Source organism: Amycolatopsis sp. NPDC004378 (assembly GCF_053602455.1).
In genome coordinates, this window is the sequence record NZ_JBSGDR010000045.1 from 1 (window position 1) to 22,368 (window position 22,368).

Sequence of the window (22,368 nt, forward strand, 5' to 3'; positions counted from 1 at the left end):
TCAACGCCCACTGGGAATCCGAGAGCAACTGAAACCGCGACACACCTCGGAGCATCCCAGTCGTCAGCCGAAACCTTTTGTCAGACACGCCCTAGTGCTCGTCACAAGTGATGAATTCATCGCCCGGGTCCTGCGCCAAGCCGACCGGGAACTGGTCATCGCCAGTACCCACGCCGCCGCACTCAGCCGGCTCGGCCATCAGCAGGGCTCGCTCGCAGCGGAACGGCTGGACGTAAGACATCTGCGCAACCGTGCCCTGATCGGCCAAGTCCTCACCGTGCTGCGTGATCGCTACCAGTTGCCGTCCAACGTCGAAGCGTTCACCCTGCTGAAGCGAGCCTCCCAAGCCCACAACGTCCCGGTAAGAGCATTGGCTGCCGCCATCCAGAGCATGCGGGCACCCACGGGGCCGGCGTGGTTCCCAGGACGAGCCCGCCATCCCGCGCCGGTCATGACCTTGCGCCCGGCAGCCCAGACACCCGCAGCCCTGCTGTCCGCCGCGCTCGATGCCGCCTGCGCGGTCACCATGGCGCCACGCGGTCACGTACACAGCGTCGAACCGCTCGCCGGCGGTCTCGCTCTCGAACACCACCACCGCCTCGACACCGACCTCGTCGTCGGTCTCACCCACCTGGAGTCCGGCACTGCGAGCACCCACGCCCAGCATACCCAGCAGCCGGTCATCGTTACCGACGTCGAAACCAGTCCCCTGTTCACCGGCGAGCTTTGCGAGGCAATCCTGCGCAACGGCACCCGCGCGGCGCAGAGCGAGCCGATACTGCAGCCGGACGGCCATTGCGTCGGTGCCGTAACCACCTATTATGACCGCCCCGACGACCTGCCGCCCACCGCCGCACTCACCGAACTCGACCGAGTTTGCAAAGAAACCGGTCGATGGTTCGATTGGCATCGCCGCACTATCCTGCTCGACGCACTCGAACATCTGCACAGCGACGCAACGGCGGCTGGCGTCACCCGGCCAGTCCGCTGAGGATCGCGGGCACCTCGGGCCACCGCTGGCTCAGAACCTGTGGAACCTGACCCCCGATCTCAGGAGCCGTACCTCGCGATCGCGGGCTGTTCCTACACCCAGCGGGGACGATCCCGGCGATCTGCCTGGGCAGGAGCGTCACCTTCGGCAATCGGCACCAGGTATCGTCTTGGACGAGGGCTGGCCCTCCCGGGCGGGGCGAACTGTAGAGGGTCCCCCAAGGTGTCCGGCGCGAGAAAAGTGGTCGTAACCTGTGGTTGATCGTTGTGTCGCGCAGGACGAGCCGGTTCGGCCCCGTCCGCCGACCGCGCCCAGGTGGATGAGTGTCGTCGGCAACAAGGCCTTCCGCCGGTGCGACCGTTCTGGCGCGCGCACGGCTGCAGCCGCGGTAGCGCAAAACGCACCCGAAAGTCACTCTAGGTAGCTATTCTGTCACTCGGACTCGTGTGTAAGGAGTCCGCGAGAGGGCACTCTTGCGAGGTTCGGATCAACTGGTCGCGTCAAGGGGTGGAGCCGGATGAGTGCACTCGATGTAGTGACAGCACGCCCGCAGTGGATGAAGGCGCGGATTCGGGTCGGCGACCGCGTCGTCACCATTTCCGTCACGCTGCAGCGTCCAAGTCGCCCCGACCGATCGTGCCTTCGCCACCGCACTGGACACCGCCGGGATCACCTGGACGGTGGTGGAATGAGCGCCATCCAGGCGGGCCCGCTCACGATGGACGATGACTTCAGCCGCGCCGTCGATCTGGTCTTCCGGATCAGCCGACGCGCTGGGCGGTCGGTCCGGCAGACCGAGCGCCTATGCACCCAGGTGCTCGCCTCCGGAAACCGGGAACCCCACTACGTGGCTAACCTGGTCCGAGCGGAGTTGGACAACCGAGACGGATCCGGGCTTGCTCGGGCAGGCAATCGCCGACGCGCTGCTCGCCGACGCTGCCGGCCGCCTCCCGCCGCGGCAACAGCTCGCCCTGCGCGCCGCGCTCGCCGGCCGTTCCCCGGCCGAGATCGCGACGACTACCGGATGGAGCCTGCCCCAAGTCCATCGGCTGCTCACCGCCGCGTTGCGCTCGGTGCATCGAGCAAGCGATAAATCATCGATGAGCTCCCTTTTCACGACAGGCTGAAACATCCGGTTTTCGCCAGGCCCACCCATCTGGTCGCGAATCGCAAACACCTAATCCGTAAATCGTCGACCTATGCCAAGGTGCCACGGCCTTGGCCGACAACGGCTCGGCCCCGCCTCGCCAAGCTGCGCACAACAGGACGTCCGACAACCGAGCCTCGGCGAACACGCTGCCAAGCTCGGTCATACGTCGGCGGCAGTCCCTGTGCCGCGCCAACGCGGATACCCGGCCGTCCCGTCGAGTGCCGAGACTGCAAATAGGCCACCTGATCGACACAGCGGCCCCCTAGGCTGAGGTGGTCAGCGGTGTGCCCGCCTTCTTCACCCTCCGCTGGCGGGGAGTCGTTCGTGGGCTTAGCGTGGTTGATGCGTGACGTCCGGTCGGGTCCGGTGGCCGGGTGACTTGCCCGCTCCCCTGCTCGGGCGGATCATCGTGAGTGCTGCGGACGCACCCCTAGGTGACCGGGCGTCACGCCTGCCGGGTCGTTTGTCGCCGGTCGCGAGCGTAGGGTGGAGTGTTGCGTGACGCCCAAGCATCGCTGAATGAGTCCAGGGCCTGTGCGAAAGCCCTCGCTGCTCTTTTTTTGGGGGGTCGGGGTTGTGGGACGGGTTCGGGCGTCACACCTCCGATCTGGGCAATCGGTGCCCGTTCCGCGGTACGACGACCCTGAACCGGAGTAGTCGACAGCATGGATTTTGCGTCTCGTTCTGAGCCGTGGCCTGCGGGTTTCGGCGATCGGCATGTCGAACTGCGCGTCCCGCGCGCGTTGAGGCAGTCACCTTCGCACGTGGGCTGAGCCGGCAGTTGATGTCCGACGCGAACTTCGATGTCCAGGCTGTTCTTGATGGTGAGGCTGCGATTGACGAGGCACTGCGCAGCTGGTGTACCTGGCGGACGTGGGTGCGCAGCTCTCGTGCCAGTTCCTCCCGGGCCTTCGAGCTCTCTATGTCGATTTGAGGGTGCCGACACAGAGGTGGGAGCTGCCCAGTGAGCACACGCTGGGATGGCAGCTGCCGCGCGGTCGGCGGCCCGGCCGTGGCCACCCGCGACCACTTCCCCGCGCACCGGTGGGTGGACACCGGGAGAGACTCGGCTGCACGTACTCGCGACCCCGTAGGAGGACATGCGCCGCCGGATCCACGGCGCCTACCAGAAGACCCTGGCCGGCCAATGGGGCTGCACCGCGGTGCCCGCGGACTGGCTGCACCTGACCGTGTGCAGCGCCGCGCCCGGCGTCGTCGCCGCTGCCGAGCGGACGTATACGGCCGGGCAGCTGGCCGCGCGGCTGCGCGAGGGCGCCGACGACCAGGTGCTACAGCGCCGAAATGGTGCTGGGCCTGGACACCGCCAACGCTGACGGTGTCCAGCTCGACATCGGCAGCCCCGGCCCGACCGGCCCGGAGCTATTCGAGGCCTGCGACGAGCCCTGGGACAGCTGGTCAACCAGGTCCGCGCGCTCGCACACGCCGACCGGATCGGACGGCACTGGCGACCGCACTTCGCGCTCGCCTACACCCAGGCCGACCGCGGCATCCTCGACGCCACCGGCATCGACCACGTCCGCCGCCGCTGGGCCTAGCAGCTGGACGCCCTGCACGTCGCCTCGGACACGTAGCACCCCGCCGACGGCTGCTACCAGTGGGACATCCTCGACACCATCGATCTCCCGGAAGCTCCGTAGCGCCTACGGACACGGAGGCGCCGCGCCCGGCTACATCGTCGGCACGCGGCGGTCATCCCAGGCGAACACCCCGGTGCCCTTCGCCCAGCTGAGCCCGTGAATCCCGACCCGGGCCAGTATTCCCCGCGCGCCCGCGGCATCTTGGCGGGGCCGGTGAAACCGGGTGACCCACCAGCTTCCCCGCGTCTTGTCCCGGCAGTACTGCCCCGCGGCGACGCCGCACTTCGGGCAGGGCACACCGGCGCACGCGTTCCAGGCCCGGCGGAGCGCGGCTTCGACGACCGCGGGATCGCGTGTCGCCTTCGACGTCGGATCGAGAGTGAAGTAATCGGTCACAAGCAGGTCCTCTGGTTGCTCAGTCGGTGGTGGGCTGCGCGGGGCCGACGTACTCGACCCGGTAGCGGAAGCCCAGGCCCGCGGCGCCGCTCATAGGGCTGGTGTCGGGAACACGTTGACGGTGATGGTGCCCGCGTCATCGGTGTCGACGTAAGAATGCCAGGTCAGGTCGCCCTGGATCACCCCGTCTTCGGCGCCGAAGGCCAGCCTGCCACCTCGAACGGGTCGGTGATGTCCGGGTTCTCCGCGCTCATCCGGCCAACCCTACGGCCGCCGCAAGGGCCGCACGCGGATCCACGAGCTCGTGTCGCCGGTCCCTATCGTGATGTCACGGGCCTCCCCGGGTTTCCGGTGCTCCAACGGTTCGCCGGTGCGGCATCGCGGTCAGCCCGGGCAGAGCCGCCCGGCGACGTCTGCGCGCCACGTCGTGGCGTGTGTGGCGGCGGGGCTCTCGACGGACCAGTCGGCAGCGGACACGTGCGCCGAACCTCGGACATGCACCGCCGGAGGCGGGGTCAGGGCGCGAGGGTGGTGGGAGAGTCTGTCAGTTCACCGGTGGCGCGGTGGCAGCAATAACAATTGAGGTGGTGTGCGCGACCGCGGGGGTGCCCAGCATGCGCGATCGCAGAGGTGAACCGACATGGTGCGTGACGGCAGGCCGATCGCAGGTCTGATCGACGGCGCGGCCCGTCAGGGCGGAGTCAGCTCGTCGAGGGAGTCGCCGTCGAGCAGCACGAAGAACGGCTCTGTGTGGGTGACTCCGCGGGTGCGTGGCATGGCCGGGCCCGGCGGCACGGCGATGCCGCCGGGCGGGCGCATGCCGGCTGTGCCGAGAACGTCGTAGGCGGCGATGCGGAAACCATTTTCGGCCACAACTATGCCGAAGGCGACACGCCCGGCGTCGGGGTGGTCCGCGGCCATCGGCACGTAGCCGGTGTCGCGCCTTCGGTCTGGACATCGAGCTGGGTGCCATGCTCCATGATCATGAGGTGGCCGCCGAACACGGATTGGTAGAATTCCAGCGCCGACCGCGCGTTGCCGGTGAAGTTGAGATGCATGAGTGTGCTGACTGCCATGGGTGCTCCTGCTGTCTGTCCGAGTCGCTGACCCGACTGTGTCTGCAATAGCGGTCAGTCCCTGACCGCTATTGGTCCCTTTCTTTGCGTGACACATGTCGCTTTCCGGAAGCCTGATCTGGCAGGGTGACAGCCCAGCGTTCCGGCAGCCGGGTTCAAGGGTGTCGGATCAGAGTGGCTTGGGTGGAAGTCACCGGGAACCAGACGTCCCGCTGCAGGATCCAGGTGCCGTCCGGGGTGAGGTGAATGGTGCCGAGGTTGATGACGGCCGCGGTGCCGGGGAATCCGCCGGCGACGACGCGGTCGCCCTCGCGCAGCTCACCGGTCACCGTCATCTGCTTGCCGGGGCCGGCGGCGAGGCTGACCGGACGGTCGGTGGTCGCGATCCAGGTACTCAGCCCTGATGTCTGCAGCGTCGTCAGATCTGTGCTGGCGGAGGCAGTGGTGCCGCCGGTGGTGACGACGCCGATCAGCCCCTCGTGGAGCGTGAGAAGGTCGCCCGGTTGCGCGTCCGCGGCGCCGGTGACGGTGAAGGTGCCGTCGAGACGCGGGGTTGCGGTGACGGTACGAGTGGCCGGGTCGTCGGCTGCCGCGGCCAAGGAGGCGATGGCCTGTTCCCCGCGGTCGCCGAACGCGAGCTCGGTGTTCCAGGCTGCTGCCTGCGGCGGTAGGTCCATGGTGAGCAACCCGTCGAGGGGGTCGATGGTGCCGGCGGCCTTCTGCTCCACAGCGCTGGTGCTGAAGCGGCCGCCGGACATGCCCGGCGCGACGAGGGCGACCGCCAGGCTTGCCGTGATCCGGTCTTCGGGCGCCGGTCTGGAGTCGACGAAGCCGTAGGCAGCCGGTGCGGGTGCGCTCGTGGAGACGTTCACCTGGGCTCGAACTATCAGCGTGGTGTCCGGTGCGCCGGTGGTCGACGGCGTGGTCATGAAGCCCAGCGATGTCTTTCCGGTGGCGTCGTTGCGGCGCAGGACGACCAGCGTCGCGTTTTGCCCGGCCTGCCTGCCGAGCGGCCCGGCGTAGAGTACGGCGGCTGCCGATCCGGGGGCCCCGGCCGGGCTGGCGTTCGCCCAAGCCAGCTTCGCCCGGCCGATCAGTACGGTGTCCCCGGTGAGGGGGCCACGCGCCGGCCATTGGGTCACTGCCTCGGGGGCCGGAGCTTCATCGCTACCCGAGGCCGTCGCGAGCGCGACGGCGCCGCCGAGAAAGACGACTGCGGCTATCGCGGCTGCCGCCCAGGTCCACCGCCGTCGTGCCCGCGTCCGCAGCACCCGATACGCGTCCAAGCCAGCCTTGCCGGCCGTGGGCTTGGTGCGCAGCGCGATCAAGTCCGGTAGGTGCTGGCTCATGGTCGTCCTTCCGGGGGCGAAGGCCCTGAGGCCGCCCGTGGTGTCCGAGGCTACGGTCCCGACGCCGGGGGCAGGGTGTTCATGGCGATCACCTCGGAAAGCGGGCTGCGGTCGGGTCGCCGCGATGACGTCCACGGGGCGGATGTCCGGATCGGCGGCCAGCAGGTCTTCGGCGACCTGCACCAGCGCGACGGGACTTGCCCGTCGGGGTGGGTTTGGCGGGCATCTTTCGGTCTCGAAGGCGTCGAAAATGCTGAGGGTGGTGTCGTCGATCTCGAACGTGAACTACCTTCGGTTATGCGTCAGGTGGCTTCCATGTCTACACCGGCCACTCGCCCGCTCGGCGACGGCGTCGGGGTGGGCGGTTCGGCCGACGGCGGGTCGAGCACGAACCGCGTGAGGGCGGTGCGGGGATCCAGGCTCCGGAGCTGGTTGAGCTCGCCCAGCGGCTTGCGCAGCTGCTCGAACTCGGGACCGATCTCGCTGCTGATCTGCTCGTGAGCGTTCGCGAGGGCGTCCTTGGCCTTCTGTGTAGTCTTGCGCACCGTGGCGACGGCACCGGGAAGTCGTTCCGGGCCGAGGATGAACAGAGCGGCGACCAGCAGGACGAGCAGGTGTTCCGGGCTGAGGCCGAGCATCGTGCCCCTCCGATCGGGGGTGGTGCGGGTGCCAGGCCAGTCCCTCGGATGGTCCGGCACCCGCTCCGGGTCAGTGGGCGGCGCTGGTGTTGACGTCGCCGTTGACGCCCTTGGGGAAGAATCCGCCGGAGGTGGCGGCCTTGTTGGTCAGGTAGACGATGTTGAGAACCTGGCCCGGTGAGCGGCTGAAGGCGATGCCGTTGGCGTCGGTCGGGACGATGTTGGCTTGGCCGTGGCTGTCGATGACACCCTGGTCGTCGTCGCTCGGGCCGTCGAGGCTGTCGCGGGCGTCGGAGAGCTTGACCGTGGCCTTGCCGTCGCCGCGCTGGTAGAGGGCGCTGCGGATGTTGCCGGCGTGGTAGGCCTCGACGGCGAGGATGCCGGCGGCGGCTTCGAGGTAGGTCTTGTTGCTGATCAGCGGAGCAGCACCCTTGTAGGCGGTGACGCCGACGTCTTCGAAGAGGAACGCCGCGAGCAGGAAGTTCTCCTCGCAGGCGAACGCGTCGAAGCTGTGGCCGGGTTTGACCAGGCCGGCGGCCTGGGCGGCGGCGGTGAAGCTGGACTGCAGGTCGATCGCCGGGCGGCTGACCGCGGCAGAGCCCAGTGCGCTGCGCAGGAACTGGACGTGGGCCTTCTCGTCGGAGGCGATCTCCTGCGCGTATTGGCGGGCGGCACGGGTCTCGAACCGGACAGCGCGGCCGCCGGTGACGCCGCCACGGGTGCCCGTCCCGGTGGTCATCGAATCCGCGAGGCCCTTGCCGGTGACCGCGTGCAGGTAGAACTCGGCCTCCAGGTATTCGAGGTTGAGCGCGAAGTTGAGCACCGCTCCGTCGCTGATCCCACCGGAGGCGGCTTCGTTGGCCGTCGGTCGAGGCGTCGAGGCGGAGGCGGTTCCGGCGGCGAGGCCGCCGAGGGTTCCGGCGCCGACGACGCCGAGGCCAGTCATGCCAGCCGCTTTCAGGAATCGGCGGCGGTCCTGGTCGTTCTCGGCACTGCGGTTGATCATCGACGCGGCGTAGCGCTTGCCAAACACGGGTGATCTCCTAACCCGCCCGCGCGCGTACGAGCGGGCGTAGCCCGCCACCGGCTCCCGACGGCGGGATGGATCCTTCGTGGACACTGATCGTTCGAGGCCGCTCGGGGGTGCGGATGGGTCGCTGACGCGATCGGCTGAAATCACCCGAACAGCAAAATTCGCGAGGCTTACCCGCTACCCAGGGGTAGTAAACACGTTGGCTTCAAAGAAAAAACCTTGCTCTGTACCCAATCCGGTGATGATCGTCGCCTCGAATGACGACTGATGGTGAAGTCCAGACTCGAAAGGGGGTGAGATGGATGGATACTTCCCTGACGGATGACACACCGGCCGGGCACCCACTCGTGCTGCGGGTGCTCGTGGTAGCCGGCGCGTTGTTCGGGTTCACCCTGCTGGCCCTGGCGGTGTCGGGCGCGGCGAACGCTTCCGACGGGGCGCCGTCCCCGGCCCGGCCCGGTGTGCTCGACCAGTTCGGGAACACCGCGCATGACGTGCTCAAGCCGGTCGGTCCGGCGTTCAAGCACGTCACGGGTCCGGTGCACGCGGTGACGTCGCAGGTGGCTCCGATGGTGAAGCCGGTGACGAACGGGCTCGAGCCCGTCGTCACCCCGCTGACCCGTCCGGTGCTGCACGCGGCGGAGCCGGTGCTGTCGGCCTTGCGACCGGTCACCGCGCCCGTGGTGCATGCGGTGTCTCCGGTGACTTCGCCGGTCCTGCACGCCACGGCACCGCTGACCGCACCGGTGGTGCGGGCGGTCGGGGCCGCGGACGTGGTCCCGGCGGTGACCGGGCTTCCGAAGGCCGGACGGCCGACGCTTCCCATGCCTCGCGCGGACAGCGGTTCTGCGCCGGTGGACGCCGGGCCTGCCGAACCCGGCGTTCCGGTCGCGGACAAGCGGGCTGACGCGCAGCGTCGGCAGGACGTACGGGCCACGGTCTGGTCGGTTGCCGGGCATTCCGGGTCGGCGGAGATCGGTATTGCTGGTCCGATGTCGGGATCCGGTGGCGGCGGCCTGCCTGCGGACGTCGCCGGCGTGAGCGGTGCGGTATCGGCCGGTTCTGGCGCCCAGCACGGCGGCGAGTTCGCCGTGACGGGTGCCGTGAACCGCATGCCCGGGACGGATCGTACGTGGCGGGCACCGCCCGCCGGTGCGTGGTCGTTGCACTGGCTGGAGTACTACGGCAACGATCATCCGAGCTGATTTTCCCTTTCCACCCTCAAACTCCACAACGGACAGAGAGCAAGGAAAGGGAATTTCATGCACAAGTACGTGCGACGCGGCCTGACCGCCGCGTTCATCTCCGGCGGGTTCCTCCTGCTGGGTAACGCGGTGGCCAGTGCGGATACCGGGAATGCGGGCCCGCTGGGCGGGCTCGGCGACACACTGCACTCCGTCGTCTCCGGCACTGCGTCCGGCGGCAACGGCGGCGACTCCGGGGCCGGCGGGAACGCGACCAGCGGCAACTCCGCGGTCAGCGGGAACTCCGGCAACTCGGGCGATTCCGGCTCGACCGGGCACAACAGCGCCTACGGCGTGTGCGTGCTCGCGAAGTGCAGCACCTCGGTGTCCTCGGGCGATTCTGGGAACACCGGCGCGACCGGATCGACCGGGAGCGCCTCGAACACCAGCACCACCACCGGCGGCAACTCGGGCAACGCCGGCCACGGCGGCTCCGGGACCACAGCCGCGTCCGGTGAGAACACCACCGGATCATCGCGCGGTGGGCTCGTCCGTTCGCTCGGATCCGTGACCGGCACCGCCAAAGGCGGCCACGGTGGCCACTCCGGCGACGCTGGGAACGCCACCAGTTCCAACTCGGCCGCGTCGGGGAACTCGGGCAACTCCGGGAATTCCGGCTCGACCGGAGGTAACAGCGCCTACGGCCTGTGCGTGCTGGCGCGCTGCGACACCACGGTGACCTCGGGCGACTCCGGGAGCACCGGCGCCACCGGATCGACCGGCGACGCCTGGAACTCCAGCACCACCACCGGCGGGAACTCCGGCAACGCGGGCAATGGTGGCGACGCCACCACGGCTGCGTCGGGCCGCAACACCGCCACGAACAACGGTGGGCACGGTTGGAAGCACCAGGGCGGTAACTCCGGTGTCATGGGCTGGGTGACCGGCTCCGCGAAGGGCGGCAACGGTGGCAACTCCGGCGATGCCGGGGACGCCACCAGCCACAACAACGCGGTGACCGGTAACTCCGGCAACTCTGGCGACTCGGGCACCACCGGTGGCAACAGCGCGATCGTGTGGACCATCGGCGGCGAGCGCAACAGCCGTGGCCACGACGAGTGCGGCTGGGACCGCAGCGGCGGCTGGACGCACGAGGACGGCACGACGTCGGCCACCACGGTGACGTCGGGCAACTCGGGTGACACGGGCGCCACCGGCTGGACCGGTGACGCGGGCAACCGGAGCGCCACCACGGCTGGCACCTCCGGCTGGGCGGGCAACGGCGGCGACGCCACCGTCGTCGGCACCGGCGAGAACTCCGCCACCGGTGAGCACAGTTGGAAGCGTCACGAGCAGGGCGACCGCAGCGGTGTCCTGGGTGTCGTGACCGGCACCGCCAAGGGCGGTAAGGGTGGTAGCTCAGGCGACGCCGGAAACGCCACCAGCAACAACAACGCCGCGAGCGGCACGTCCGGCAACTCGGGCACCTCGGGCTCGACCGGCGGCAACACCGCCGTCACCTCGACCCGCGGGCACGAGCAGCAGGGCCGCCACCACAGCGGCTGGAGCCACGAGAACAGCACGACGTCGCGCACCGCAGTGACGTCGGGCAACTCGGGGAACACCGGTGCCACCGGCTCGACCGGTAACGCCGGGAACGACAGCACCACCACCGGCGGGAACTCCGGCTGGGCGGGCAACGGCGGACACGCCGTCGTCAGCGCCATGGGCTGGAACACCGTCGCGCACGCCCCGCACACCGTCTGACGGACCGCGGGAGGAACACGAGCGGGGGTACCGGAAATTCGGTGCCCCCGCTCGTCGTGGACGACGGAACCGGTCGCAGCGGATCGCACTGTCACGCAGGAGTCCGTTGATCTGCAAGCCTCGGGCGCAGAGTGCGGTCAAGGCCCACGGCTGACGTGATCACGACTCTGACGGCCTGAACCGGGACGTCACCAACCCGAACGCCGAGCGTGCGACCGGCCCGACACCTAGGAACTCAGAGACCTGAAATCAGTTCGACCGAGGCGAGTTGTGTCGCGGTCGTCGTAGCGGAGCCGGGACCACGATCGCGATCACGGATGCGCACAACCACAGGGAAATCGCCGGAAGAGGAATTCCTACCAGCAGGACAGCCAAGTGAAGTCCGGCGGCCACAAGGGCTCGCCACAGCCGGGACGTCATGCGTCGCAAGTACCTCTGAGGACCCGGTACAAACGCTCGGTTGCCGACTTGTGACCCGCTATCGGTTCGAGCCGATGGCCGCATCCCCGTCGGCCGCACGATGCCGCAAGGCTGGTGGTCGCGGCTACGACTGGGAGTTCATGCTCGGCTTGAGGGTCTAGCGGCGACTGCGCGGGCTGTTCTGAGCCGCGGTGGGGATGGGATCCAGCGGCCGGAGTTCGGTGCCGAACCAGTGGAAACGGACCAAGGCGGATCCTGCCGTTGGGCAACAAGCCGGGTCGTCCGGGTTGTACAGCTGGTAAGTCAGCGCGATGGTGTCGCCCGTCGACCAGGCTTCGCTGACCTCCGCGCTCGGCAGTCGCGCGTCGGTCCCGATGTAGGCGCCATCGTGAAAGAAGAACACTCTCTGGTCGTAGCCGTCGGCCGAACCGGTCGCCGTGGCTGTGATGGCGTTCAAGGTGTTTCCGCCGGACCATCGGACGGCAGCGCTGGGCGTGTAGCCGTGCGCTTGCACCACCGCTTCGGCCGCCTGCGCCACGGGATCAGGCGCCCCGGGATCTGGCCCCGAGCCCGGGGCGCCGACGCTGGTCGCCGGGAAAACGGGAAGAAGGTGAATACCCGCCGACTGGGTTGTCGTCGGGGTGGCCTCCTCAGGTGACACGGGAGCGGCCGTCGAGGCACCTGCCGCTGAGGTCGAGGTGCTATCCGCTTGCCACACGACGATGCCGACCGCGGCGCCGGAGATCACTACGACCGAGACCGCGAGCATCACAGCGGCGGGCCGAGCGGGCGCAGTCGGGCGGGAACCGGGCACGGCCGCGGCGATGAGTGCGGCGATGGATCCACCGAGCGCCACCCACGGGCCCCAGGAAATCCCCGCGAGCGGCTGCAGCGGAGACACCATCCGGGCAGCGACAACCATGAGGAGCACGACCGCGGCGCCGGTGACGATGCCGAAGGTGACCCCGACCGCTCGCGCAGCGGTGGGGGATCTCACGAGGGCGCCGCAGACCAGGCCAGTGGCGCCGAAGACGCTGATGGCGATCGAGACTACCGGCGCCGCTGCGCGAACCAGGCTGAAGTCTCCGAGCAGAACGACACTCACCCAGGGCAGCAGTGGCGCTACCGTGACCAGGAGGCCGCCGACGATCAGGCCGGCCCGGGCCCATGGCGGATTCGCGAACGTCCTGTTCATCGGTGTGCCGGAACGCGCCGTCGTGTCGACGGGATGGACCGGATTGCCGCACCACCTGCACAGGACGGCGCGGTCTTGGATTCTTTCCGCACAGTACGGACATGGGCGCACCGCTTGCCTCATTTCACGGACCTGGACGGCTCTCGGGCGCGGGTGGGTCCGAGGCATTCGCCTTATGCCGATGAGGTCGATCGCGGGGTTACGAGCGTTACGGCGGACACGTGGCCTAGATGTGGATACGACGGGAGCGCGGCGGAGAACTCGCAGGACCTATACGGGCCGGCTCGTCGCCCTTCCGGCACGAGCTGGCCGAAGGCCTTACGAACCGGGAGATAGCCGAGGGTCTACGTCCTGTCGCTGTGAACGGTCGAGCAGCACGTCGCCAACGTCCTGCGGAAGTTGGAGGGTCAAATCGCGCTGAAATCTGCCCGGCGAGCCGCCGCGGCTGGGGCCGGCAGATGCCGGCTTCTCGGGCTTGCGTGAGCAGCGCCGAGCGTCAGCACGGCAGAGGGTGCCGCGCAGTCGTGAAGCTTGACTCCGGTCGCTGCTTCTCGTCGTAGTCCGCCCTACGTTGCGGCACCCAGCTGGCGCAAAATGCCCAGCTCGTCCGTACTGCCCCAGCGCTCCACGATCTGCCCGTTTTCGAATCGTCCGATCTGGACTCCGCGGACCTTGATTTTCCTGCCGGTGGCGGCAACACCCTGAAACTCACCGCGATGAGTGCCGGTCAACGTGTAGGCCAGGCACACGAGATCTTCGTCGGCCACCAGCGTCGCGGGCTCGAGATGTGCGTCCGGAAAGGCACTGAAGAGCGTGCGAAAGAAGTCGCGGAACCCATCGCGGCCCTTCGCCTGGCCAGGCGCCGGGTCGTGGTCGATCGCGTCTTCGGCGAACATCATCAGGACGCCGGCGTCCGTTTCGCCGGCATTGATGAGTTCGGACGCCTTTTCCTGCGTCGCGATGTTCTGTTCCCGTGCCATCTGTGCCTCCTCGTGAGTGATCGCTGGGAGGGTGCCCGGAACCGGCGCTAGGAAACGTGCTCCGCTACGGGTCGATCAGTTCCAGTACGCCGTCGGCCGTGCCCGTGACCAAGAGCCTACCCGTAACCGGGTCGACGCCGACGGTGTTCGGCTGGCGGACGGTCGGAAACCGGGCGGTTTCCCGAGGGGCGCCGGTCGAAAGATCGATACCGACCACCTCGTTGCGTGCGGTCAGGGTCACCCACATGCGGTCACGGACGTTGTCGTAGGCGATGCCGTACGGCGTTCCCGGAAGCGCGATCTTGCTGATTTGCTGGAGCTGGGGCGAGAGCCGGTACAGCAGGACGGCATCGCCACGGGTGTCCGCGACCGCGAGCCGACCCCGCTTGTCGGCGAGCACGTGGGTCGGGCCGGCACCGGCGGGTACTCGTGCGACACGCTGGAGGCTGTCGGCGTTGTACACGGTGAGGTCGTTCTGCCGCACGTCGACGAGGCCGACGAGATTCCCGACCGCGGCAAGCCCGGCGGGCTGGGTGACGTCGGTGAAGGTGTGGGTCACCCGCCCGTCGCGGACGACGACCACGCTTTTGCCGAGCTCGTTCGCGACGAAGTACGAACCATTGGCGGCGCGGGTGGCGTCGTGCGGGACGATACCCGTCTCCACCTTCGCCATCACGTGGCCGCTGGGCAGCGCGACGGTGAGCAAGGAGTTGGAGGTCTCGTCGGGCACCAGGACCGGACCGCCGGGTGCGGCAAGCTGCAGGTGCCGCAGCCAGCCTGGCAGCGGAACCCGCGTGGCGACCTGTCCGCTTCGCGTGTCGACGAGTGCGAGCGCGTTCGGCTCGCGGACACCGACAGCGGCGAGGTGGGTGGTCCCGTCCGCGACAACACCCTCCGGAGATTTGCCCAGCGGCACGACCCGGCCCGCCGGTGGCCGGCCCGGCATCGGAGCAGCGGCGGGCTCGGCGGCGGGTGGGAGCTCGGCGGGCTTTTCGGCGACGGGGCTCGAACAACCCGCCAAGAGGATGCCGGTCAGGCACCAATGGGCCAGCCGCACCGGGCACACCTCCTCGTGGCGGAAGTGATCAGCGTAGGCGCAGACCTGCCCTTGGCCGTGGTGGCAGCGAGTCCGTAAGAGGCCTGTAATGGCCGGAAGTGCACTAACACCGTGACTGTGCGTGGCGACCGCGTTCAGAGCGACCGGAGGAGCCGCGCCACCTGTACCAGGTTCAGCCGGTTTCGCGGGCCGACCGGTGCCTCACCGACACGGCTCTACCTCGACGCCGAGCACCCTAGCCTGCTCATCGCGCGGGGCTATTACACCCGCGAGGTGATCACGGCCTGGGACTTCGGCTGTGGCCGGCTGAGCAAACGTTGGACGTTCGACAGCAGCAGCGCGTCCGCCGGGGCAAGGCAACCACGCACAGACCGTCGGCGACATCGACGGCCGCGTCCAGATCATCTACGGCGGGGCGCTGGTCACGAGAACCATCGCCGTCCTGTTTCGGGTGGCTGGGGCGACCCCGAGTATGTCCGCTGCTTCCTCGAGCAGGAGGTGATCTCCGTGAAGTAGGCGGACCATTTGCTGCTGATCCTGGGGAAGCATGGCCAGCTCGTCGAGAAGCACAGCGTCGGCAAGCGATGAGCGCAAAACGTTCGTCGTCGACACATGCTGTCAGCGCCGTGCGCAGCACGGCAACGAGGTCGTGCCTGGCCGTGCGGTTCAGTGGTCCGACCGGCAGCAGGTCGTCTGCTCCGAGCTGCCGACAGATCCGCCGAGCACAGCGTCGCGATGTACTGACGGCGCCCAGCACCCGGCAGACTGGGGTGGCGGCTTGCCCGGAGGCCGGCGTGAGAACGTGTCCGGCGGTGCGCTGGGGGTCCACTGTCCGCTAAGGCTGCCACTTTCGACCCCTTTCTGCGGCGTTGGGCGTTTCGGCGTCGCGAAGGAACGCACACGTCGGCGATCGCACACCCGCGATCCGAGTCGTCCGTTTCGTGCGAAACACTCACCGGAGATCGAGGACGTCCGTGAGCCCGGCCAAGTCCAGCACCCTGCGCAAGCCGGGCGCGGGGGCGATGTGTACGGGGATGCCCAGCTCCAGTCCGCATTGGTGGAGGCGCACGAGGACCTCGACGCCAGTCGAATCGCAGAATCCGATCTCGGCCAGATCCGCGACGATCGCCGGTGGCCGGACGTCGAGCGCCGCGGTGAACTTGGTCCGGAGGAGATGGCGTGTGGAGCCATCGAGATCGCCGCGGACCTGGATGGTCAGTACGCCTGTTTCGGACGTGTGCGATCGGATTTCGAGTAGGTCTGTCGGCTGCGGCACGTGGTCTCCAGGTATCCGGCCTTCGCGCCTCAGCCGGAGCGCACGGTGACGCGGACGAACATGACGGCTCACACGATACGAGTGAGGTGCGGACGTCTCAACAGCAGTTGGCGTCGAGGAGGTTCGAGCTCATGGTCACGGTGGTTCCATCGTGGCGCTGTGGTGGCTTACCCGCGTCGATCAGCAGGTGCCGCCGGCCACGAAGCGTGTTCGCCGGATTGGGTGGCTTCCACGTTCCGCAATCGATGACGGTGATGCCGAGCCGACCTCGGTTCAGCTCGGCGTGCGCCGCCAACGGGCCGGTGGGCTCGTCGCTGTAGGCGTGTTCGACGACGTAGGTCATGGCCTCGTACGCGCCCAACACCATGCCGTCCGGTAGGTCGTGGGCTCCCACCCAGCGTGTCAATGATGTGGCCCTATGACCTCCTAGTTCTCGCGCTGAACGTTGTCGGCGAGTTGTCCAGTGATGCCTGAAGTTGCTGACGGTTCACGACGGGCAGGTAGGAGAGCGCGTCGGTGTGACTGAACGCCGACCAATCGTGCGTTTGGGAGACTGTGGTGTGGTGGTCGCCGACGGGCGTCAGATGCCAGGTGTAGGTGTGTCCGGCCGGTGGTTGATCGGGTTCGGCGGGGCCCAGCCGATGACTTTGTCGGGTTCGAACGCGATCACGTGGTTGGCGACCTGGTGGTCAACCCTGATCGCGTTGTGCATGTCATCAGGAATACCTGCCCCGGGTGGGTGATGGGGGCGGGGCTCTGCTGCGCTGCGGATCATGCCGCTGGTGTCGAGAGCGTGGTGGTTGGCTGGATTGGTCAGATAGGCGAAGACGCGCGAGGCGGGTGCCCTCATCAGTCGGGTCACGGTGATGACTCGGGAGTCACTGCCCATGCTGTGACCGTGCCAGGCAATGCTGCGCTGGGCGATCCCTGCTCGGTCGCGGATTGCTGAAGGCAGCTGGCCTGTGAGCCGCGGCGGCGTTTGCTCGTGCGCGGCCGGAATGACTGGGGTTCAGCCTTCGGCATGTGCTTGTCGGCGGCCGCCTCGGCGAGTTCGCTGAGCCGCCCGGCAGCCGTGACCTGGGGACCTTGAAACTGGCCTTGGCCGCGGTGCTCCCCGTTCGATCGGGCATGGACGTCCGGCGTCAGCTTTCACGGCTACTTCCGCGTCGCATCGGCCCGCGCTGCAGGGCTCGCGAGGACCGGCCGAAGCATCCAGGACAGACGTGTCGCGCCCAGTCCGACGTGGATACCGCTGATCCCGTCGCCATCCCACCCGAGGAGGTCGAGAAGTTCAGCTTGCAGGTGCCGTTCGACCGCGCAGCACTCCCGGACGACTCACGCCGTCGTACGTCCTGCCGGTGTCGAACCGTTCTCGGGCTGCTGGAGCGGAAATGCCATCGCACCCGCGGCGTAAAGACGACGGCCGAGAAGAGCAGGCTGTCGCCGGGGTGCGAGCCAGCCTGCGTCATTCGTCGGCGACGGTCAGTACCGCGTCCATTCCCGTGGCCCGCAGTGCTCGCCACACAATCCACGAAGGCACCACGCGCACCCTTATATCCCGTTGAACACATGCCTCGTGCAGGCCCGACAGCGCCGACAGCAACGCTGCAGAGCAGAAGGAAACCTCTGTCAAGTCGACGAGCAAGTCCTCGCTGCCGGCGTGCACCGCCTCAGTGAACACCTCGATCACCTGCGCCCGGTTCGAGGCGTCGAAGTCTCCTGCCAACGTCACGCGTCCCGAACTGACCGCCATAGCGATCCCTGTGGTCAATGCGGCAAATTCGGAACCCGCAACACCTTCCGCACGATCCTCCGGCACGAGGGCCCCTTCCGCGGTCGTTGCCTCATCCCCGCATGGACACGTTACGTATGCGCCTGACTACGAAGTCGGCAAGGAGGTTCGCGATCCGGCGACCACGACCGTCTGACGGGCACATACCCGCGCGGCGGTCGGCTCAATCGCCAGTAGAGCGCGTCAGCCTGCGCCGCAAACGGCGGTGACGTCTGGGTCGATCCATGCCGATGACCGCGAAAAGCGCCCGCTCGCCGCGACGCGCAGTCGCGCTGAGTTCGTCACGTAGATCCGTCGGCCCGTGACGCGGCGAAGGCACTCAGTTCAGCTCGTCAGCGGTTCCACCGGCGACATCAGGACGAGGTCGATTGCAGTAACGCCGCCGCTGAAGTCGCCTGTCCGCATGTGATGCGCATGCGCCCAGCTGGTCAGGTTTCGCAGCGCGCGTCGAAGGTGAGCAGCCGGAACCGTCGTCGGTCCGGGTATCGGGGACCGACGCTATCCAGGTCGGCTGCCACGCCGCCGGGTCGGGCATGCGGCCCGGGCCGCTTCGGCTGCCGCGGCAGTGCGCCACGCGGGCTGGTGCTCCTGCCCGCGGCCGGGCACCTGACCTGGTGTGAGGATCCGGGTGGTCACCACGCTGCTGGTCGGGGTGAGCACGATCCCGCCGGCGATGTCGCCGCACGGGCCTGTCCAGCGTGTCCGCGATCAAGGCGATCGCCCGAGCCAGCTCGCGGGTGTGCTCGCGCAGCTGCCGCTGCTGGTCGGTGTCGACGGTGCGCTCGGCCGCCCACCGGCAGTCGGCCTCGTCGTTCATGCCCGCAGCACCCCACTCCCGGGGGCAGCAACGCCGGAACGCATCGGCCCGCGAGAAACCCTCGGCCGGTGCGAGGGTGAGAGGTCTGCGTGCGACGGGATGCCTGCGTGCCGCTGGACAATCGCGTGGAGTTCGGCCAGGGCTGATCGGTGCAGCTCTGTGGCCGATCCGCGTGCGGTTACAGCCCTGCCGCTCGGCGGGATGCGATGACGACGGGATTATCCGGGATGTCCGCCCAAACAATCTTGAAGTAGTTGCCTTCGGGATCGCACAGGTATGCCGAGCGGCCGGTGAAAAACTCCGCGTCGACGGGGGCCTTGGTGACCCGGGCGCCCGCCGCACGCATATGATCGGTCAGCCGGTCGACCTCCTCGGCGCTTTGACGGAAGTCCGGGTAGCGGCTCGGCTGGGCGGGTCGGCAGCATCGAGAACTAAGCCGGCGAACTCAGGCGGCTTGCCATCGCAGCATCGTCAGCTTACAAGCCCGTCGCCGGCAACTCAGGGAAACCTACCCGAGCAAAGCCGTGCCGCCAAGAGGGCTGCCAGGAGAGACGCAAAACGGACCGGCGAACGAGCCCGCTTCCGCAATCCGTGCAAGACGGGAAACCACCACCATTGCGATTTCTGCAGGACCAAAAAGGATGCGCGGGCAGCGCGCGCCAGAGGGAAATCGGAACACACCACTACTATTGGTAAGCAGATACTCATAAGCGAGCGCAGGTGAGGTTGATGTCCGAGGAAGTTCCCGGCTACCGCGAGCTCGGAGCCGGGGAGTACGCCCTGATCGGCCCCGACGGTTCCGAGTGGTTCGAGGTGACAGGATGGGTCGAGCCGAGGGAAGTCCAGGAACTCGTCGGCCAGGGGGCACTCCTGGTGCTGCAGCTCTGCGAAACCTGGTCGTGGGGGGCAGAGCTGGACGACGAAGTGCTGACCCACGTGGTAACAGCCGTGCGCTCACACAAACTCGCTCAAGGAAAGTACTCCGGCAACGTCATCTACGCGCCATCCCTGTGGCGTGACCGGGAAGAGCGAAAGCTGGTGCTGTTAGCGGAAGAGAATGCCAAGAAGAAGAAAATCATTCGCGAACTTCGAGGCGACTACAACCTGGATGCTCTTACTCCTGAGGACTGGTTCGAGGCGCTGAAACGTCGTAGCAAAGGCCCCTGATCAGACCTGGGTGAGACGTGCCTTGCTGCCGCTTCAGTGGCCTGCAGCGTTCGGCCTGTCGCCCTCACCAGCCGTCGCCAGAGCGTTCACTCCGTGCGGAGCTCCGAATTGCCACGCCAACCCGAAGCTGATCCCTCAGCACGACGTCCCGCACATGTGCGGGACGTGAAGGTGCAGGCAACAGGGGTTAAGGCCTGATCAAGGTCGGAAAGACCCAGCAGCCCGACTCCCCTGCCAAGCCGGGCACGCGCGGCCGTGGGCAACGGCGGTCTTGCCGGCACCAGACGGCCCCCGCAGCACCACCAGCCGCGTGTCCGGCGAGCCGGTCGGGTGCGCCGGCAGCGTCTCCCTGGTGATCGCGACGGACGCCGGGGGGTGTCGCAACCCCCGAGTGGCCTACTGGGACAGGTCTCGGCCTGCCATTTTTCGCTGCCTGTAGCCACAAGGCCAGTATGACTCGAACAAATGTACGAGTCAGTTGTGGCCTGCCGTCCCAGCGAGCCCAAGAGTTGCGCGGGGTGAAGTGTGTCCAGGTTCAATGAACCGGCACCGTCGTCGAGTGCATGTCGACGTAGCCGACGCCGTGCCTGGCGGCCGTCGCGTGCAGCGTGCCGGAGATGTCGTTGACGATCGTCGCGCCCGGCTCGAGGGCCGCCGCGGCGACCTCGGGCGTGGCGAGTGTCCACCGAGACCCGGCAGCGGGTGGCCAGGGTCGCGATGAGCTTCACCCGCTCTGCTGGTGGAGTGCATGTATTCGGTTGTGCGGTAGTCGCTCGGCCACGTTCGCCCGCCTGCGACCAGGGTTGGCCGGTGCGCGCTCAACTGCCAGGCGACGCAATCCTCGGCGAACGAGCCTACGATGATCTGTTGGCTGACAGTGTCTTCATGGTGACGTAGCTGGTCACCGCGGCCACACCCGGCAGGCCCGCCAGGCGATTGGCATGGAAGTCCTCGTAGGCGGGCAGGTCGGCGACCTCGACCTGCAGCAGGTAGTCGTAGTTGCCCGTGACGTGATGGGTGTGCACCACCTCGGTCAGCCCGACGACGGCGCGCTCGAACACGGCGACGTCCGCGCGGGCGTGGCGCACCAGCCGGACGCCAGCGAACACCCGCAAGGCCCCGGCCGACCGCATCGGGGTCGACCAGGGCGTGGTAGCCGCGGATCGCGCCCGACTCCTCCAATCGGCGCACGCGCCGAGGCACGGCGACGGCTTGCCGGCCTGGTTGTGTCCGCCTGATACGACCGCAGATGTTCGTCAGCGTTGACCGCACCTGCGAACTGGCGGGTGTCCGTGTTCGTGGGAACCGACCGCACCCGGCCTTCCTCCGTCCCGGCCGTGTCGCTGTCGGCGAGGAGCATGTCAGCGTGGATCGCCCGGAGGCGAAGCCGAGGACGAACGACGTTTGACCTGCGACGAGTGACAGCCATCTGGTTCGGCGCCGGCGACTGGGACCACTTCGTCGAGGGCGACGGCCACCTCGCCAGCCACATCCACCGCCGTCTCGTCACCACCCGCGAACGCGGCGAGCGAGTCCAGCTCGTCAGCGAGGAGACCACCGTCGCCCCCGGCATCTCCCTGATCATGGCTCCCGGCCACACCAGGGCACCTGTGCATCGTCGTATCCTCGGCCGAACAACGCGCGCTGCCGCTCGGCGACGCGGTCATCTGCCCCGTCCACCTCGACGAACCCACCTGGCGCTCCATGGGCGACGTCAACCCCGACCTCGCCGGCCGGGTCCGTGACCGGTTGTTCCGCGAGCTGGAAGACGAGGCGACCATCGGCGTCGGCGCCCCACTTCCCCGAACTGGAGTTCGGCCGCGTCCTCACCGGACAGGGGCGCCGCTGGTACACCTGACCGCGCCGAACCCCTCACCTAGACGTCACCGCCGCTCCGATCTCGGACTTGAACCAAGCCCTGCGTATGCGGCGACCGCCCTGCTCCGTGCCGAACCCAGACCGAGGTCGACGCACCTGCTGGTCGAAGTCAGCGATCGCGATCGGGACGCCATGGTGGTGCGGCCTGTTGCTCGGGGTCCGGGATACAGGCTCCGGCTGGTGGAGCAGCTGCCCCTCGACCGGGGAGTGCGCGCCGACAGCGACAGGAAGTGGTCTGGACGCTGGTGCCGATCACGGTCCTTCCCCTGGGCCCGTGAGTGCGCGAGGGGCCGGTCGCCGCCACGGCCCTGGAGTGATCCGGCGGTGGCGACGACCGGCGGACGCCGCCGCTTCGGCGTCCCCGGCGGCGGATCTCCTGCTACCCGCCGCCAGACTGCGATCGCTGTCCCAGCAAGGACAGCGACGAACGGCCACCCCGGACTCCAGGAGGTCTGCGAAGTCCGCGGTGGCCGTCCGAGGATGGCCACCCGTCGGCGGCCGAGCCGGTGGTCAGTTCTTGTTGGTGCCGGGGGTGAGAACCTTGTCGATCACGAAGACGGTGGCGTTCTTCGTGGGGATGTTGCCGCACAGGATCTTCGCGCCG

Annotated in this window: 21 protein-coding genes and 1 pseudogene; 7 read left to right on the forward strand and 15 right to left on the reverse strand. The window is 68.2% G+C overall.

The annotated features are described in order from the left end of the window. The 3 genes from ACWEN0_RS48945 to ACWEN0_RS48955 form a co-directional block, all read left to right on the forward strand. The coding region (locus tag ACWEN0_RS48945; protein ID WP_451988614.1) for an ANTAR domain-containing protein at nt 1-991 on the forward strand (991 nt) is incomplete at its 5' end. Nucleotides 992-1,887: 896 nt separating this feature from the next. Then, nucleotides 1,888-2,118, forward strand: a complete 231-nt coding sequence (locus ACWEN0_RS48950; RefSeq protein ID WP_451988615.1) for a sigma factor-like helix-turn-helix DNA-binding protein — start codon at nt 1,888-1,890, stop codon at nt 2,116-2,118. 1,123 nt (nt 2,119-3,241) lie between these two features. Beyond that, complete coding sequence (locus tag ACWEN0_RS48955; protein ID WP_451988616.1) at nt 3,242-3,475, forward strand: hypothetical protein; 234 nt, start codon at nt 3,242-3,244, stop codon at nt 3,473-3,475. 354 nt (nt 3,476-3,829) lie between these two features. On the opposite strand, the gene ACWEN0_RS48960 is transcribed toward ACWEN0_RS48955, so the two are convergent. From ACWEN0_RS48960 to ACWEN0_RS48985, 6 genes are all read right to left on the reverse strand, one after another. Continuing rightward, on the reverse strand, nt 3,830-4,135 hold the full coding sequence (locus ACWEN0_RS48960) for a zinc finger domain-containing protein (protein ID WP_451988617.1): 306 nt from the start codon (nt 4,133-4,135) through the stop codon (nt 3,830-3,832). A 690-nt stretch (nt 4,136-4,825) separates the two neighbouring features. After that, nucleotides 4,826-5,008 carry a hypothetical protein gene (locus tag ACWEN0_RS48965; protein ID WP_451988618.1) on the reverse strand — a complete coding sequence of 61 codons (183 nt, stop codon included), beginning with the start codon at nt 5,006-5,008 and terminating at the stop codon, nt 4,826-4,828. Between the two features lie 2 nt (nt 5,009-5,010). Next, nucleotides 5,011-5,211, reverse strand: coding sequence for a hypothetical protein (locus tag ACWEN0_RS48970; RefSeq protein ID WP_451988619.1), 201 nt, complete (start codon nt 5,209-5,211; stop codon nt 5,011-5,013). A 155-nt stretch (nt 5,212-5,366) separates the two neighbouring features. Beyond that, entirely contained in the window at nt 5,367-6,743 is a 1,377-nt protein-coding gene (locus ACWEN0_RS48975) for a hypothetical protein (protein WP_451988620.1), read from the reverse strand. A 119-nt stretch (nt 6,744-6,862) separates the two neighbouring features. Continuing rightward, nucleotides 6,863-7,198 (reverse strand): Sec-independent protein translocase TatB, encoded by a 336-nt coding sequence (locus tag ACWEN0_RS48980; protein ID WP_451988621.1) that lies wholly within the window; start codon nt 7,196-7,198, stop codon nt 6,863-6,865. Between the two features lie 70 nt (nt 7,199-7,268). Next, complete coding sequence (locus ACWEN0_RS48985; RefSeq protein ID WP_451988632.1) at nt 7,269-8,231, reverse strand: ferritin-like domain-containing protein; 963 nt, start codon at nt 8,229-8,231, stop codon at nt 7,269-7,271. 461 nt (nt 8,232-8,692) lie between these two features. Between ACWEN0_RS48985 and ACWEN0_RS48990 the strand changes: the two genes are divergently transcribed. After that, nucleotides 8,693-9,436, forward strand: coding sequence for a hypothetical protein (locus tag ACWEN0_RS48990; protein ID WP_451988622.1), 744 nt, complete (start codon nt 8,693-8,695; stop codon nt 9,434-9,436). 57 nt (nt 9,437-9,493) lie between these two features. Beyond that, nucleotides 9,494-11,182 carry a beta strand repeat-containing protein gene (locus ACWEN0_RS48995; RefSeq protein ID WP_451988623.1) on the forward strand — a complete coding sequence of 563 codons (1,689 nt, stop codon included), beginning with the start codon at nt 9,494-9,496 and terminating at the stop codon, nt 11,180-11,182. A 577-nt stretch (nt 11,183-11,759) separates the two neighbouring features. On the opposite strand, the gene ACWEN0_RS49000 is transcribed toward ACWEN0_RS48995, so the two are convergent. The 3 genes from ACWEN0_RS49000 to ACWEN0_RS49010 form a co-directional block, all read right to left on the reverse strand. Beyond that, nucleotides 11,760-12,797 (reverse strand): LppP/LprE family lipoprotein, encoded by a 1,038-nt coding sequence (locus ACWEN0_RS49000; RefSeq protein ID WP_451988624.1) that lies wholly within the window; start codon nt 12,795-12,797, stop codon nt 11,760-11,762. A 566-nt stretch (nt 12,798-13,363) separates the two neighbouring features. Then, entirely contained in the window at nt 13,364-13,777 is a 414-nt protein-coding gene (locus tag ACWEN0_RS49005; RefSeq protein WP_451988625.1) for an ester cyclase, read from the reverse strand. A gap of 64 nt (nt 13,778-13,841) precedes the next feature. Further along, nucleotides 13,842-14,834: a YncE family protein gene (locus ACWEN0_RS49010; RefSeq protein WP_451988626.1), complete on the reverse strand. Its 993-nt coding sequence runs from the start codon at nt 14,832-14,834 to the stop codon at nt 13,842-13,844. 273 nt (nt 14,835-15,107) lie between these two features. Here ACWEN0_RS49010 and ACWEN0_RS49015 point away from each other — a divergent pair, with 273 nt between their 5' ends. Next, nucleotides 15,108-15,350 carry a hypothetical protein gene (locus tag ACWEN0_RS49015; RefSeq protein WP_451988633.1) on the forward strand — a complete coding sequence of 81 codons (243 nt, stop codon included), beginning with the start codon at nt 15,108-15,110 and terminating at the stop codon, nt 15,348-15,350. 436 nt (nt 15,351-15,786) lie between these two features. On the opposite strand, the gene ACWEN0_RS49020 is transcribed toward ACWEN0_RS49015, so the two are convergent. The 4 genes from ACWEN0_RS49020 to ACWEN0_RS49035 form a co-directional block, all read right to left on the reverse strand. Further along, entirely contained in the window at nt 15,787-16,110 is a 324-nt protein-coding gene (locus ACWEN0_RS49020; RefSeq protein WP_451988627.1) for an STAS domain-containing protein, read from the reverse strand. 97 nt (nt 16,111-16,207) lie between these two features. Further along, nucleotides 16,208-16,504, reverse strand: a complete 297-nt coding sequence (locus tag ACWEN0_RS49025) for an ATP-binding protein (protein ID WP_451988628.1) — start codon at nt 16,502-16,504, stop codon at nt 16,208-16,210. A 186-nt stretch (nt 16,505-16,690) separates the two neighbouring features. Next, complete coding sequence (locus ACWEN0_RS49030; protein ID WP_451988629.1) at nt 16,691-16,999, reverse strand: hypothetical protein; 309 nt, start codon at nt 16,997-16,999, stop codon at nt 16,691-16,693. A gap of 576 nt (nt 17,000-17,575) precedes the next feature. Then, entirely contained in the window at nt 17,576-17,929 is a 354-nt protein-coding gene (locus ACWEN0_RS49035) for an STAS domain-containing protein (protein ID WP_451988630.1), read from the reverse strand. Between the two features lie 1,519 nt (nt 17,930-19,448). On the opposite strand from ACWEN0_RS49035, the gene ACWEN0_RS49040 reads away from it, so the two are divergent. Next, on the forward strand, nt 19,449-19,886 hold the full coding sequence (locus tag ACWEN0_RS49040) for a hypothetical protein (RefSeq protein ID WP_451988631.1): 438 nt from the start codon (nt 19,449-19,451) through the stop codon (nt 19,884-19,886). Between the two features lie 854 nt (nt 19,887-20,740). On the opposite strand, the gene ACWEN0_RS49045 is transcribed toward ACWEN0_RS49040, so the two are convergent. Together ACWEN0_RS49045 and ACWEN0_RS49050 are read right to left on the reverse strand one after the other, a co-directional pair. Further along, nucleotides 20,741-20,995, reverse strand: coding sequence for an Lrp/AsnC ligand binding domain-containing protein (locus ACWEN0_RS49045; protein WP_451988634.1), 255 nt, complete (start codon nt 20,993-20,995; stop codon nt 20,741-20,743). 1,279 nt (nt 20,996-22,274) lie between these two features. Beyond that, a pseudogene (locus ACWEN0_RS49050) lies at nt 22,275-22,368 on the reverse strand (fasciclin domain-containing protein); the annotation flags it as partial.

Bases quoted from the DNA above. Each gene is read 5' to 3' on its own strand.
- ACWEN0_RS49030 (WP_451988629.1), bottom strand. From the start codon at position 16,999: ATGGGCAGTGACTCCCGAGTCATCACCGTGACCCGACTGATGAGGGCA.
- ACWEN0_RS48955 (WP_451988616.1), top strand. From the start codon at position 3,242: ATGCGCCGCCGGATCCACGGCGCCTACCAGAAGACCCTGGCCGGCCAA.
- ACWEN0_RS49040 (WP_451988631.1), top strand. From the start codon at position 19,449: ATGTCCGAGGAAGTTCCCGGCTACCGCGAGCTCGGAGCCGGGGAGTAC.
- ACWEN0_RS49000 (WP_451988624.1), bottom strand. From the start codon at position 12,797: ATGAACAGGACGTTCGCGAATCCGCCATGGGCCCGGGCCGGCCTGATC.
- ACWEN0_RS48980 (WP_451988621.1), bottom strand. From the start codon at position 7,198: ATGCTCGGCCTCAGCCCGGAACACCTGCTCGTCCTGCTGGTCGCCGCT.
- ACWEN0_RS48995 (WP_451988623.1), top strand. From the start codon at position 9,494: ATGCACAAGTACGTGCGACGCGGCCTGACCGCCGCGTTCATCTCCGGC.
- ACWEN0_RS48970 (WP_451988619.1), bottom strand. From the start codon at position 5,211: ATGGCAGTCAGCACACTCATGCATCTCAACTTCACCGGCAACGCGCGG.
- ACWEN0_RS49005 (WP_451988625.1), bottom strand. From the start codon at position 13,777: ATGGCACGGGAACAGAACATCGCGACGCAGGAAAAGGCGTCCGAACTC.